The organism is Prochlorococcus marinus CUG1417, assembly GCF_017695975.1.
GTDB classification, from domain to species: Bacteria; Cyanobacteriota; Cyanobacteriia; order PCC-6307; family Cyanobiaceae; genus Prochlorococcus_A; species Prochlorococcus_A marinus_AG.
In genome coordinates, this window is sequence record NZ_JAAORN010000001.1 from 603,720 (window position 1) to 618,265 (window position 14,546).

The 14,546-nt window shown below is 30.8% G+C and carries 13 protein-coding genes; 7 read left to right on the forward strand and 6 right to left on the reverse strand.

All coding sequences use genetic code 11. The features are described 5' to 3' along the window. The first annotated feature begins 23 nt into the window (after positions 1–23). Positions 24–1,025, forward strand: coding sequence for an SDR family NAD(P)-dependent oxidoreductase (locus HA140_RS03370; RefSeq protein WP_209039730.1), 1,002 nt, complete (start codon positions 24–26; stop codon positions 1,023–1,025). On the opposite strand, the gene HA140_RS03375 is transcribed toward HA140_RS03370, so the two are convergent. Next, positions 996–2,027 carry a mechanosensitive ion channel family protein gene (locus HA140_RS03375; RefSeq protein ID WP_209039731.1) on the reverse strand — a complete coding sequence of 344 codons (1,032 nt, stop codon included), beginning with the start codon at positions 2,025–2,027 and terminating at the stop codon, positions 996–998. The genes HA140_RS03370 and HA140_RS03375 overlap by 30 nt on opposite strands. 78 nt (positions 2,028–2,105) lie before the next feature. Beyond that, positions 2,106–2,672: an isochorismatase family protein gene (locus HA140_RS03380; RefSeq protein WP_374938796.1), complete on the reverse strand. Its 567-nt coding sequence runs from the start codon at positions 2,670–2,672 to the stop codon at positions 2,106–2,108. Positions 2,673–2,791: 119 nt separating this feature from the next. On the opposite strand from HA140_RS03380, the gene HA140_RS03385 reads away from it, so the two are divergent. After that, the gene (locus HA140_RS03385; RefSeq protein WP_025906563.1) at positions 2,792–3,244 is read left to right on the forward strand and encodes a Fur family transcriptional regulator; all 453 of its coding nucleotides are present in this window, start codon (positions 2,792–2,794) and stop codon (positions 3,242–3,244) included. A 6-nt stretch (positions 3,245–3,250) separates the two neighbouring features. Here the strand turns inward: HA140_RS03385 and arsS are convergent, their stop codons facing one another. Together arsS and stpA are read right to left on the reverse strand one after the other, a co-directional pair. After that, the gene (gene arsS / locus HA140_RS03390; protein ID WP_209039733.1) at positions 3,251–4,183 is read right to left on the reverse strand and encodes an arsenosugar biosynthesis radical SAM (seleno)protein ArsS; all 933 of its coding nucleotides are present in this window, start codon (positions 4,181–4,183) and stop codon (positions 3,251–3,253) included. Positions 4,184–4,223: 40 nt separating this feature from the next. Further along, the gene (stpA, locus tag HA140_RS03395) at positions 4,224–5,444 is read right to left on the reverse strand and encodes a glucosylglycerol 3-phosphatase (RefSeq protein WP_209039734.1); all 1,221 of its coding nucleotides are present in this window, start codon (positions 5,442–5,444) and stop codon (positions 4,224–4,226) included. Between the two features lie 163 nt (positions 5,445–5,607). On the opposite strand from stpA, the gene HA140_RS03400 reads away from it, so the two are divergent. The 4 genes from HA140_RS03400 to HA140_RS03415 all read left to right on the forward strand — a co-directional run bounded on the left by HA140_RS03400 (position 5,608) and on the right by HA140_RS03415 (position 10,172). After that, positions 5,608–7,116 carry a hypothetical protein gene (locus HA140_RS03400; RefSeq protein WP_209039735.1) on the forward strand — a complete coding sequence of 503 codons (1,509 nt, stop codon included), beginning with the start codon at positions 5,608–5,610 and terminating at the stop codon, positions 7,114–7,116. Positions 7,117–7,208: 92 nt separating this feature from the next. Next, positions 7,209–7,868: a hypothetical protein gene (locus HA140_RS03405; RefSeq protein WP_209039736.1), complete on the forward strand. Its 660-nt coding sequence runs from the start codon at positions 7,209–7,211 to the stop codon at positions 7,866–7,868. 71 nt (positions 7,869–7,939) lie between these two features. Beyond that, positions 7,940–9,268, forward strand: coding sequence for an O-acetylhomoserine aminocarboxypropyltransferase/cysteine synthase family protein (locus tag HA140_RS03410; protein WP_011376198.1), 1,329 nt, complete (start codon positions 7,940–7,942; stop codon positions 9,266–9,268). 13 nt (positions 9,269–9,281) lie between these two features. Next, on the forward strand, positions 9,282–10,172 hold the full coding sequence (locus HA140_RS03415; RefSeq protein ID WP_209039737.1) for a homoserine O-succinyltransferase: 891 nt from the start codon (positions 9,282–9,284) through the stop codon (positions 10,170–10,172). A gap of 6 nt (positions 10,173–10,178) precedes the next feature. Here the strand turns inward: HA140_RS03415 and HA140_RS03420 are convergent, their stop codons facing one another. Further along, entirely contained in the window at positions 10,179–11,744 is a 1,566-nt protein-coding gene (locus tag HA140_RS03420; RefSeq protein ID WP_209039738.1) for a SulP family inorganic anion transporter, read from the reverse strand. Between the two features lie 30 nt (positions 11,745–11,774). After that, the gene (locus HA140_RS03425) at positions 11,775–13,055 is read right to left on the reverse strand and encodes an FAD-binding oxidoreductase (protein ID WP_209039739.1); all 1,281 of its coding nucleotides are present in this window, start codon (positions 13,053–13,055) and stop codon (positions 11,775–11,777) included. A 47-nt stretch (positions 13,056–13,102) separates the two neighbouring features. Here HA140_RS03425 and HA140_RS03430 point away from each other — a divergent pair, with 47 nt between their 5' ends. After that, positions 13,103–14,257, forward strand: a complete 1,155-nt coding sequence (locus HA140_RS03430; RefSeq protein WP_374938791.1) for a sirohydrochlorin chelatase — start codon at positions 13,103–13,105, stop codon at positions 14,255–14,257. Positions 14,258–14,546: the final 289 nt, after the last annotated feature.

Below are 14,546 nucleotides of genomic sequence, written 5' to 3' on the forward strand. Positions count from 1 at the left end.
ATAAAAAAAATATAGGAATTTAAATGATTAAAAATAAAAATATTTTAATTACTGGAGGTAATTCAGGAATAGGTTTTTTTGCCATTATTAATTTACTGAAGACGAAAAATATTTTATATCTTGTAATAAAAAACGAATTTAGAAAAAATGAATTTCTCAGAAAAATCGAGAAACATTTTGATAAAAATTACCTTTGTAAATTTTTAAATATTATTGAAAATTGTGATCTTTCAGATCTAGAAAATATTAAAAAAATTAAAGATTACTTTATTAGTAAAAAGATTTTTTTAGATGTTCTTGTTTTAAATGCAGGATTGCAATATACAGGCTCTTTTTACCCTAAAGTATCAAAACAAGGCATAGAACTAACTTTTGCGGTAAATCATCTTGCTCATTTTTACTTGGTAAATGTCCTAAAAGATTTTATTAGAGATAAAGAAGAATCTAGGATCATTATTACATCATCGGATGTACACGACCCCAAAAGTTCAGGTGGCAGTATAGGAAAGAAAGCGGGACTTAATAACCTAGTTAATTTAAGAAAAAAAATAACTGGGCAATTTTTAAATTTTAATGCTGATGAAGCTTATAAAAATAGTAAGTTATGTAATATTTTGTTTGCTAAAGAACTTGAAAAAAAATTAAAAATTTCCTCTAGTAAAATTTCTGTAATTACTTGGGCTCCTGGTCTAGTAATACCAAATGATGATCTAGGGTTTTTTAGATATAGTAAGCGTTTTAACCTCTTTGGATATTTAATTTTTTCTAAAGCTGCAAAAAATATTTTAGGAATTTCTGAAAGTATAGAAAATGCTGGTAAGATACTTTCTGAAATTGTTTTTGATTCAAATTTAAATAATATTGGTTACGTTCATTTAAGTAATAAACTTATATCTTTTAAAAAACATAAATTAGTTGAAAGTAAGGTTAGTGATGAGGCAAATAATTCTGAGCTGGCTTCAAAACTCTGGATTTTAAGTGAAGAAATTTGTAGATCATTTGGCTTTGTTACTTTCAATATTTAAGGTTTGTGTTGGGAATGCAAACTCTATATTATTAACCGCAAATTCCTCAATAATTCTTAAATTTATAGATTGTTGAGCTTCCATTGCGGCGAGATAATTATTTGTTGGGATGTAATAAACTAGTTCGAAATTAAGACTGAAGTCGCCGAAATCTGTGAAATGACATCTATCAAAAGACGCATCTTTTGTCTCTTCAACTATTTTTTTAATTATTACTGGAATCAATTTCATAAGTTTTGGAGAAGTTTCATAAACAACTCCCAATTTATGCACTAACCTTCTTTTTTCCATTTGTGCGTAATTTGAAATTATTCCATTTGTAAGGGCGCTGTTGCTCATTACTATTACTTCTCCATTAATACTTCTTATCCTTGATGATCGTACTCCCACTCTCTCAACCATTCCGAGGACTCCATCAGATTTTATAAACTCACCTTTTTGAAAAGGTTTATCAAGCAAAATTGTTATATATTCAAAGAACTCCTGAACTGGATCTTTCAAAGCTAATCCTGCTCCAATACCTCCTGCACTTAGTAAAGCCCAAATAGCAGTCATTTGAACGCCTATATTTTGTAAGAAAAAAATTGAGCCAATAGTCCATGTTAGTGCTTTTATCAATGGAGTTAGTGAAGATACCATTGAACTAATTGAGGAATCATTAATTTTCGAGGTCGATTCTGTTAAAGATCTTATTAAAACTTTGTTTAGAGCTTTTATGATGATTATTAATATAAATAATTTCAAAATATTCAATAAGACAGAGATGAAAGTTGTTTCATCAGCAAAAAAATAGTCAATTGAAAAATAAAATGAGAGGAGGAAACCTATAGGTTTTATAATTCCAGAGATCACATCAAAAATAAAATCATCGAAATTTGTTTTGGTTCTTTTGGAAATCTTTTTAAAAAATATTTTTGAAACTTTTGAAATTATTATCGACAATAAAGTTCCAATAAAAAAAATAGATATTGCCAGAAGGAAGTTTTCAGTAACTAATTTCATATTCAAATAAACTCTTAAAATTTATCGCTAATAAAATTTTAAATTATCTCTAAAGAACAAGCCAGTCTTTATTTTTCTTTAACTCATTATTATGTTTCTAATTTCTTTAAATTCTTCTCTATCAGCAGTTTTGCATAATTCAAAAATTATTGATTCCGTTGTTGTTAAGAGCGCCCCACTCTGAGCCATTCTTTGTAATGCTATTTCATGATCTGCCCTATTTCGACTTCCCATGGAATCTGATATGAGAATAACTTCAAATCCTTTTTGTAAACAATCTAAGACTGTTTGTTGAATACAAATATGCGTTTCGATCCCACAAACTATCAAATTAGTAATTTTCTTATCTTTAAGTTCTTTTAAAAAATCGTCTAATTTAGCTAGGCTGAATTCCATTTTTTCAAATTTTCTAAATCCTGCTATGGGTGATAATTCAGGTATCGTTACTCCCAATTTGAGCGGATTCTGTTCAGATATAAATATATTTTCTTCTAAAATTTGGTAAGCATTTATTAGCTTTTTAATGTTTTTGATTATTGAATCCTTATTAAAAATTGGTCTTATTATTTTTTCCTGAATATCAATAATTATCAAGGCGTTTACTTTCGATGATAATTTTTCAGAAGAGATTTCTTGATCATTCATCATTTACACATAAAGATACATTTAACATAATGTTTTGAAGAACTTTAGTAAACATTTTAAATCAATAAGTTGTTTTACTCTCATCTAGAGTTATTATTGAGAATAGCTAATGGTTAATTTTGTCATTATCTTCTCAATACAAAGTCATCACATCTCCTCTTGGTGATGGATTACATAAAGATGGGAAGAGATTAACTCCTCAGAGGTTAAAGGTTCTTAATTTATTTGAAAATATTGGCTCTGGTAAGCATCTTAGTGCTGAAGAGGTTCACGAAAAGTTAGTTAAAACAAGCTCCAAAGTTTCACTAGCAACAATTTATAGAACTTTAAGACTTTTAGTACAAATGGGTTTGCTTCATGAGTTAGAACTCAGTGAGGGTGGACATAGATATGAATTGCTTAGTAACGACACACCGGATCATCATCATTTGATTTGCATTAGGTGTGGAAGAACAGAAGAATTCGAAAATGATGAGGTTTTAGAAGCAGGCAAAGTTGCAGCAAAAGTTAATGGTTTTAAACTAATTGAATCCTCTTTAAATGTAAGAGCAATTTGTCCCAATTGCATTTAGCAGGTTTTAACTTAAAGTCCCTCCGCAACTTGACCCTGCACCTGCAGTGCAAGCAAAACAATGTTCTTTTACAGCCACACTGTAGTCAAAAGTAAATGATTCATCCAACAGATCAAAAAGTGTCTTTGGTCCTTTATTCTCTCGGAAATTTAGCTGTTGGTTAAAGTCACAATCATAAATTTCTCCTAGCCAATTTACGCTAATTGTCTTCTTACACATTAGATTTTCTAAATTTTTTTCATTAAAATTTTCTTTTAGTAATTTGTAATAAGTATTTAGTTTCCCTTCTCTTCTAAGAGATTCTTCATATCTATTTATTGGCATATTAGTTATTGTGTATAAATTATTAAAAACGATATTGTATTTTTCGAATAGAATTTTTTTATAATCTCTCTCCAATATTTCCTGAGAAGGAGGAAGAATTGGGCTTACAGGATTGTAAACAAGGTTTAATTGTAATCCATTTTCTTTCTTTCCATATCCTAAATTATTAAGAATTTTTATGGCATTAATACTTTTTTCAAAAACGCCAAAACCCCTTTGAAAATCAACATTATTTTTTTCATAACAAGGTAGCGAAGCAGTAACAATCACTTTATTTTTTGCAAGAAATTGAGGAAGATCTTCATAACCTTCTTCAAAAAAAATTGTCAAATTGCACCTATCAATAATATCAACTTGTTTTGTATTCAAGCTGGTTATTAGGTTTTTAAATTTTGGGTGTAGTTCTGGAGCACCACCTGTAATATCTAAAGTCTTAATTTTGTATTTTTCAATTATCTTTGGAATAAGAGATATCATTTCATTGGACATCTTTTCAGTCCTTAGGGGACTCGAATTGACATGACAATGCTTACAAGCCTGATTGCATTTATAACCTATGTTAATTTGCAATGTTTCTATAGGTTCTTTATATATTGAGGGGAATTTTTCTTTCATGAATCTATTATTTATAAATTGTCATTCAAAAATAAAAAAGTCAACTATTTTTTTTAAAGTTTGATCTCTCATTAGCAAGTTCAATAAACCAACTTATGTATTCCTTGGGACCATTTTTAAAAACTATATCAAATTTTAAATTGTCATAAACGTCACTGATGCCTATTAAACCAGTTTTTTTTGTTGAGGGTCTTTCAACTTCACCAGAACTACTATCTACAAAAATTATTTTATTCTTAATCCCAAATTCATTACCTAATACTTGTATTAATTCTAGAAAAGACCTGTCACTTCCTCCTCTTGAATAACTTTTCTCATCATTATTTTTTTTTGATGTAACTGTGTCACCAACTCCTACAATCAAAGGCATATCTTCTTTTTGAATAGTTCTTTTGCATAAATCAATTTTTTCCGTAACAGAATTTGGAGAGTTTCTAAAATTAAAATTTCTTCCGAAAGGAGCCTTACCAGTTTTATCCGAAATAAATTTATTCAAAAGAAATAAAACTCCGGAATCTTTAACTGCTCCTTTAATAAGTAATTGTATGTCTGTTGATCCAATATCATCTTGAGAAGAAAGTTTAATTATTTCTCTACCATTTTTATTACCTAAATTTGGAGAAATATGAAGGAAAAATGAGTTTTTGAGGCCCTCGGATTCAGCTTTTAAAATGATTTCATTCATCATTTTTTCAAAACTAATTTGAATAAGTTTTCTTTTATCAGAATCTTCATAAACTAAATCAAATAAACTATTGAAATTAATCGTTGGCGAGAAGCGTGTTTCACATATTGATTTTACTGCGTGAAAATTGATATCCTCTTGGCTAAGTTCAGGAAAAATATTCTTAACTATATAATTAAATTTAGGTCTTATTAAACTAGGTACTTTAGATAAAAAACTAAGTTCTTTTTTTGAGACCCCTTCAAAACTTATTTCACCATTACTGTCTTGATACTCTACTCCACAGGCGGCTAAACCTCTTAAATATAGTTCTTTGTTTTTAGGCTCAGTAGTGCTGCTTAAACTCCTCTCTATTATTCTGTTAACTCCTCTTGGACCTTCATGTTCCCCGCAAGTTAATACAAAGAATTCCTCGGCAAATTCTTTTACTGCATATATATATTTTGATTCTAATTCTCTAGTCATTGGATCTTTAACTAAAGGGATACAAACTCCGTCAATGTCTTGAATAAATAAGATATTTTTAGAAGAAATTAATTGTTTTTGTTCATTTAAATTACTTGCCATATATTCCATATTTATAATTATTTTTCTTTAATTTAATTTACACTTTCTCAGGAATTATAAATTAAAAAACTCAATATTTTCAATAAATAATTTGCTATGGTCAGAAATTGCTTTAATGTAGAAAAATGTTGGTATGGGTAAGAAATTAAAAAAATTATCAATGTTTCCAAAAATGAAGAATAATTTCGTAGAAAACATCAAAGATGAAAAATATTTTTATTCATTGATTGAAGATTTAGAGAATAGCAAAGTTGGATTTTACAGTGTTGGTTTATATCCTGCATCATTAGCATACAACTGTGCTATGCATGGAAAATCAAATAATATTCTCTTGGCTCCTAGGGAAGATAGAGATTTGTTAGGTGCTTTCTCAAATGATGTTATTTCTGATATGGATAATGAGATTATTGAAAAGATTAAGAGAATGGGAAATTATTCTGCAGAGGGAAAAATAAAGTCTTTTGATCTAAAAGATCTTCTCTTGAAATGTGAGATAGTTATTCTTGCTTCAAATAGTAATCACATACAAGATGACGTTAAAAATGCTTTAGAACTCAGAAAATATTTAAAAAGAGAAAATGTGGTTCTTGGCTGTCTAGTCGGGTCTTTTTGTATTGATAATAAAAATAAAAACCCTTTTATTCTTTGTAATAAATATCCAAATTTAGCTTTTTTTACAGGATTTCATCGTCACGGAGCTTTACGAAATCCTAATGATAGTTTTACTGCAAATTTCTGCCATCCTAATGCCCTAACAGCATTAATAGGAGCACGCATTTTGAATCAATTATCACCGAAAATTCAAGTTTCTCCTGGAGTTCACAATATTGAATGTCAATATATAAAATCAATAAAAAATATCTCATCAATATTTGCAGGTTTTGTAAATAACTTTCATTCCGATAAGCCAGGAATGCTGCCTACCATTAATACTATTTTGTTAACTCAATGTTTAGATCAGGCTGCATCAGTATCAATAAAAGTTAGAAAAGAAAATAAATTCGAGAATAAATATCTTTCATTAAAAGAACTTGGTTATGGTGAAGAAATAATTAGTGCAAGGGAAATAATTAATGATAAATTTTGTGAAAAAGGAGATTATACTTTTTCTCAATTAAATGCTGTTAAGGCTGATGTCTTAGGGAGTATGACTCTACCAACTGAAGGAAAACCAACAAGGAATTTTCAAGCAGGACAAGTTTTATCAGATATGCTTTTGCAACTCAAAAGATGTCCAAAAGATGTCTCAGAATTTGTAAATTGGTGTAATAAATACTCTCTCAGTCAAGGAGGTTTAGAAGGTCTAAAATCTTTAAAATTTTGGCCAGACATTTGTAAAGAATTCAAAATCAAAAATAACAATTGTTCAATGATTAATCTGATTTATTTATGCTTTAACGCTAATTCAGAAGAAAAAAAAGAAATTTATAAGGTTTTAATTAGTTCAGAAGAAATCACTAATTTTTGTCAAGAATCTGTGAAATCTGAATTATCTTTCGAACTAAATGAAAAATTAAAAGGAGATTATTTTTTTAATGATATTGAAAACTTTTACAAGAAATTATTTATTAACAAAAAGCAAAACGCATTTAAAAAAAATAAATATAGTAATCAAATTTCTAAAAAAAATCCCAGCTATATCAATGTATTGAAAATTATTAATAAATATTTTAATAATTGATAATTTTTCTAATTTGCAAGAAAGCAAAGTTCTTAATTTATTTACGAATCTTGATTGCAGGGTTAGAATTATTATGGTTTAAAAGGTTTTTTTTGAAAAAGGAATTAACACATCGTTCACATGAACTTAAAGCTCTTGGTTGGAATCAAGAAGACTTAACAAGATACGAAGAATTATGGGACTACAGTCAAAGATGGGGATTAATAAATTTAGAAAGAGAAGACAGACAGTTTTTAAAGAAGGCAGAAAAGTTACTCCCAAAGATCCAAAATAAAAAGATATCCGTTAAAAAAACTATTGAAGAAAAATCTTATTATCTATGGTTAAATTTTTACCTAGATGAAATTAATATTTTTAGTAATTCTAATCTTCCAAAAAATAAATATGGTGTTTGGACACTCTTAATTGAAGAGGAAATAAAACTTCTTAAGGAATTACAACCAGTTATGGGTCTTCCAGATAATTTAAAAGCTAAGAATCTATTCGAAAATAGAAAAGAGCTTATAAATAAAGCTTTTAGCGAATTTGAGGCTAAGAACAATGATAAGGTTTTCAATTTTGATGAGGTTCTTAACAACTCTGAAAAAGATGTAAATAAAAATTGGAAATCAATTACTGAAAAAGATCCTGAGGCTAATAAAACTTTCCCCATAATCGATTTTGCAAATATTGAGAAACTTAGATCTGCTATAAAAGAAGATTTGAGTTTATATATGAAAGATAATTACCCCTCATTAAAAAAGGATTTATAAATATTTATCTTTTTTTTGTTTTTTTTTTGTACTTTTTTAAGTTAAATAGATAATAGTATTATTTTAAAATTTTGAGCAACCAAAAGTTCGAGACGCTTCAGTTACATGCAGGCCAAGTGCCTGATCCAACTACAAATTCTAGAGCAGTACCCATTTATCAAACTAGTTCCTATGTCTTTGATAATGCCGAGCATGGAGCTAATCTTTTTGGATTAAAAGAATTTGGAAATATTTATACTCGACTTATGAACCCCACCACAGATGTCTTCGAAAAAAGAATGGCAGCTTTGGAGGGAGGTATGGCAGCACTTGCAACATCCTCAGGTCAAGCTGCTCAATTCTTAGCAATAGTGAACTGCATGACAGCAGGGGATAATTTTGTCTCTACATCTTTTCTATATGGTGGGACCTATAATCAATTTAAAGTACAATTCCCAAGATTAGGAATAGAAGTTAAATTTGCAGATGGTGATAGTATCGATAGTTTTAGAAATAAAATTGATGATAAAACAAAAGCAATATATGTCGAATCAATGGGTAATCCTAGGTTCAATATTCCAGATTTTGAGGGACTCTCCGCTTTGGCGAAGGAGAATGGAATTCCTCTAATAGTGGATAATACCCTTGGTGCTGGTGGTGCTTTAATAAGACCAATTGATTTTGGAGCCGATGTTGTTGTAGAAAGTGCAACAAAATGGATCGGTGGACATGGAACAAGCATCGGTGGAGTTATTGTTGATGCCGGAACCTTTGATTGGGGAAATGGTAAATTCCCATTAATGAGTGAGCCAAGCGCTGCTTATCATGGGCTCGTTCATTGGGACGCTTTCGGTTTCGGTAGTGATATCTGCAAATCTTTGGGAGTACCTGATAATAGAAATATAGCTTTTGCGTTAAGAGCAAGACTTGAATGCCTCAGAGACTGGGGATCAGCTCAAAGTCCTTTTAATTCTTTCTTGCTATTGCAGGGTTTGGAAACTCTAAGTTTAAGAATAGAAAGACAAACTTCCAATGCTCTTGAATTAGCAAAATGGTTAGATTCTAATTCTAATGTAAGTAGTGTTAATTATCCTGGCCTAGAATCTGATCCATATTACTCTAGTGCTAAAAAATATACTACTGGAAGGGGAATGGGTTGCATGCTTATGTTCTCCTTAAATGGGGGTTATGAAAATGCAGTAAAATTTATTGACTCCTTAAAATTGGCGAGCCACCTTGCTAACGTGGGGGATTCAAAAACATTAGTAATACATCCTGCTTCAACAACTCATCAGCAATTATCTGAAGAAGAACAATTATCTGCAGGTGTGACTCCTACGATGGTAAGAGTTTCTGTAGGAATTGAACATATTGATGATATAAAAGCAGATTTCGAACAAGCACTTTCACAAATCACATAGGAAAGGAGATTTATTGGCTTTAATAATTCCTAGTAACTATCACAAGATTAGTGATGTTGAGAAAAATCATATATCTTGGATAGAACCAGAATTGGCAAAAAGACAGGATATACGTCCTCTTAGGATTGGTATTTTAAATATCATGCCTCTTGGCAAGCAGTATGAATTTAACTTACTACATCCACTTGGTTTGTCTCCTCTTCAAATTGAGCCAGTTTGGATAAAGCTTAAAACTCACTCTTATAAAACATGGGATCTTAATCATCTAAATAATCTATACATAACTTGGGAAGAAGCAAATAATCCAGAACCTTTAGATGGAATCATCATTACTGGAGCACCTATTGAGCAACTAGCCTTTGAGGAGGTTAAGTACTGGGATGAATTTGTGAAAATTGTAAATGAAGCCAGAAATTCTTGTGCAAGTACTCTTGGATTATGTTGGGCTGGCTTTGCTCTGGCTTATTTGGCAGGGGTTGATAAGCAAGTTTTTGATAGAAAATTATTTGGGGTATTCCCTTTAAAAAGTCTTGTCCCTGGACACCCTTTGATGGGGACACAAGATGATGAATTTATTTGTCCTCAAAGTAGATTTGCTGGATTACCAGATTTGGAAATGGAGAAGGCCCAAAAAGAAGGGAAATTGAATTTGTTGGCTTATGGAGAAGATGTTGGATATACAATATTTGAATCTAATGATCAAAAACAACTTATGCATTTAGGTCATCCTGAATATACGGTGCATAGAATTATTAGTGAAATTGAAAGAGACAAAGAAAAGGGAAATGTTCCTCCACCCGAAAATTTTGATCTAAATAGTTCAAAAACTGCTTGGAGATCCCATAGGAATTTGCTTTTTCAACAATGGCTTTGGTTTTGTTATCAACAAGTTAGTCTTAATTAACTTTTTTCAATGAGCGCTTTCCATCCCACCTAGTCTTTCAAATAAGTTAAGACTTTCTTTATTTAACCCTACAATTTCAACTTTAGAACCACCATTCTGGAATTTTCTAATAATTTGCTCAAGTGCAACAACGCCACTTTGATCCCAAATATGAGCTAAAGACATGTCAATTAAAATATTTTCTGGATGTTCATGAATATCAAATCCTTGTAAAAAATATATTTTACTTACAAAAAATAATTGTCCTTTTACTTTGTAGGTAGTTAAATTATTTTCTTTTGCTCTTGATACAGTTATAACTTTTGCAACTTTTCTGCTGAAAAGAATTGCAGCTAATGCAACTCCTGCAATAACTCCAAGTGCAAGATTATGAGGTTTTGTAAGCATAGTAACTGCAAAAGTCATGAGCATGACTGCAGTATCGCTTTTAGGTATCTTTCTAATATTTTTTAATCCATTTATATCTGCTGTACTTATTGCGATCGTTATCATGATTGCTACTAAAGCAGCCATTGGTATCGCTCCAATCCAAGACTTCAAGAGGATGATCATAATTAGTAGAGATATACCAGAGGAGAGGGTTGATAATCTAGATTTACCACCATTCTCAGTATTCATTACAGATTGCCCAACCAAGGCACATCCAGCCATCCCACCAAATAAAGATGCTACGATATTTGCGATCCCCTGCCCTCTTGCTTCTTTATTTTTATTAGAACTTGTATCAGTTACATCGTCTAAAATGTCTTGAGTTAAAAAGGTTTCCATTAAACCAACAAGAGATATTGCAAGTGAGGTCGGTAAAATTATCCCTAATGTTTCAAGACTAAAAGGTACTTTCCCATTTTCTATTGACCCAAAAGGAATAGAAATACTTGGAAATCCATCAGGTAATTTACCCAAATCGCTAACTGTTGGGACATCTAGATTAAAGAATATGCTTATAAGAGTTATTACTACTATTGCAATAAGTTGAGATGGAATTACTTTTGTGATTTTTGGAAGCCCATAGATAATTACTAATCCTAGGATTACGAGAATCCAAACTACTGGAATCTGAGAGTTGACTGGATATTGACTTAAAGTTTCTTCAACCAATTCTTTTGATTCTTTAATACCTATTCCTAACTGAGGTAGTTGTGCCTGAAATATTAAAAGAGCCAGTGCATTTACAAATCCACTTAATACTCCTGTTGGCACGAATCGCATTTGGTAGGCAAGTCTTAAATATCCCCAAAGAATTTGGAAAATTCCAGTTAATATTCCAGCTGCAATAAGATATGGAACTCCTAACCCAGGGGCTCGTGATTCTCCATAGGCAACAAGTCCAGTCATCAAAAGAGCTGTTGAACCCGTAGCAGAAGTGATCATCCCTCTTCTTCCTCCAACAATCGCAATTGTTATAGATAAGCAAAATGCACCAAAAAGGCCAACTTTAGGATCTACACCAGCTATACCTGAAAAAGCAATTGCTTCTGGGATCATTGCAAAAGCAACAACTAAGCCAGAGAGAATATTTGACTTTGGATCATCTAACCAATTTTTAGAAAAATATCTTGAAAAATTTGACATCGTAATTTTCTCTATATTTATGAAGTTACCTTATAAAGGAGGCAAAATACCTTGCGGATCAAAAATATTCTTTAAAGTTTTTAATTCATTCATTCTATTTCCAAAAGCTAATGTAAGTTCTTCCTCATGAGAATTTAAATGATTATGCAATTGGGCCAAGTGAATATTTGGATAAAACCTTTTTAGTTTACTCCACGATTTATAAATCCAGTTCAAAGCCACTTCCTTTTCTTGAAGATCATTTTTTTTCCATGATGTATATATCCATGGTTTCCAAGTGCTTTTTCTGTGAACAAAAAAGCTTGAGCCATTATTTAACTTTTTAGTTTTGCACCCTAGTTGTTGAGAAGCAACATAACAGGAATCATTAGGCTTATTGTCCATTATTTCATTCAAACATTTTATAAAAATTGGGATATCATTTTTTAAATCTTCTCCAAGTAGACTAATTACCTCAGAATGGTTTTTTGCATTAAGCTCATATAAATTCAATTCCTTCGGGAAGAAATTTATTTTGTTAAAGCTCTCATAAAATCTTTTTTCTAAAGCGGGAAATTTGTCTAGAGGCATTAAGGATTTTTCTGTTCTTTTATCCTCTAAATTATTTTTTAGTTCAGCAAAAACATATACGTAAATTTTTTGAGCATAAATCCATTGAAGACTAATATTTTCTGGAAATTCCTCTGATAGTTTTATTATTTCTGAAAGTTCAGCTAGATTTACAAATCCTTCAATAACCTTAATTGGATTAGATTGGAAAGTCTTAAGTTCTATCTCGGTAATAATTGAGAAGAAGGGTGCGGCTCCTTTAATCGCTTCCCAAATTAGTTGTTTTTCTGGATTTATTTGATTTTTTTTTAAAGAGATAAATGTGCCATTACCCAAGAAGCCTTTAATAGATTCAATATTATCAATAGCTAATCCATGGGCTCTACTAAGTGGACTTACTCCACCAGTAAGTATATAGCCAGCTCCTGGAAGTTTAGAAAGTCCAATAGGAAAACTTCGATCATGTTTTTGTAAATGATTTATTAGATCCCCCATTATTACTCCACCACCAATTGTTACTAAATTGCTTTTTCTGTCTAGGTGAATTTTGCTGTAATTTTTTCTTAGATCAAGAGTCGTAAAACCATTTTTAGCACAGCTAGAGGTTGTACCTCCACTACATACACAAAGATGCTCGAATTTTTCCTTAATGTAATTACCATTTTTAAATAAGGAATCATCAATGTCATAAATTAATTCCTTTAACTTTGCGTCCCTTGAGTTAATATTTGGAATTTCAAGCAAGTTATTATTATTTTTCACTACTGAATATTGTTCTTTACTATTATGGTATAAGTAATAACTTAATTTTGGATAATTTAGATTCGAAGTTAAATAATCAAGTCGCGATTCTTATCTGTGGACACGGGAGTAGAAATAAACTAGCCATTGCTGAATTTCAAGAATTAACTAAACTCATCCAAAAAAGATATCCATCTAGTTTAGTTGAATATGGTTTCTTGGAATTTGCCAAACCCTCTCTTATTGATGCTTTAGACAAGTTAAGAGGTCAGTCTATAAAAAAAGTAATTGCAATACCCGCGATGCTTTTTGCTGCTGGCCATGTAAAAAACGATATTCCTAGCCTACTCATGAATTATTCAAGTAAAACAGGTATTGAAATAATTTATGGAAGAGAATTAGGTATTAATAATTTAATGATTAGTGCAGCTTGTGAAAGAGTGAAAGATGTATTTAAACAAAATAATACTCTCAAACCTGAAGAATCATTATTAGTAGTTGTTGGAAGAGGCTCTTCTGACCCAGACGCTAATTCCAATGTTTCAAAAATTACGAGAATGATCGTAGAGGGTATTGGTTTAGGGTGGGGGGAAACAGTTTTTTCTGGAGTAACTTTCCCTCTTGTTGAACCTGGCTTGAAAAATGTTGTGAGACTTGGTTATAAGAATATAATTATTTTCCCTTATTTCCTTTTTTCAGGAGTGCTTGTCACAAGAATAAAAAGGCAAAGTGATTTGGTCGCGATTAATAATCCACATATTTCATTTATACATGCAAAATATCTCTCATCACAGTCTTATGTTGTCGATACTTTTGTAGAAAGGATTGAAGAGATTCTTAATAACGAGGATAAGAATTTTATGAATTGCTCAACTTGTAAGTATAGATCAAATTTATTTGGCTTTGAAAAAGAAGTAGGAATGATACAAGAAAGTCATCATGACCATGTACAAGGTTTGGGTATAAGCTGTGATTTATGTGATCCTGAATGCAATGGTGCTTGTGAAATACAAAATCAAATCCCACCTCATAAACAAGAAAAGTCAAACCTAGGAGAAGGCGATTACCCAGAACATGAAGATGTCGAGGCTCATCAACATGAACATAATCACCATCACCATCACCATAGTGTTTATCCAAATTCAAAACACCCGTTGGGCCCTGTCACGCTTCGCTTGCCTAATGAAGATCAAATCTTAAGAAAATCCGTTGAAAATAACTGAATCATCTGTCTCTTTCTCGACTAAGTCTTAATAGACTCACTATATATAAGTATTCTTAATATAAAATCTTCAAAGTATTTTGAATTGAATTTTCCACAATATAAAGGTCGTTTTCCACGTCCAAATCCACATTGGATTAGGAATGCCAGTATATTTCACAAAAAACAGGACTTCAACATTATTGTTGACTTTTTTTGAAGCCCTTACCAATTTCCTTTTTTAAAAAGTATATTTTTCAAAATTTAATTTATAACATGAGTCTCATATGATAATTTTAAAAGTTATCTTG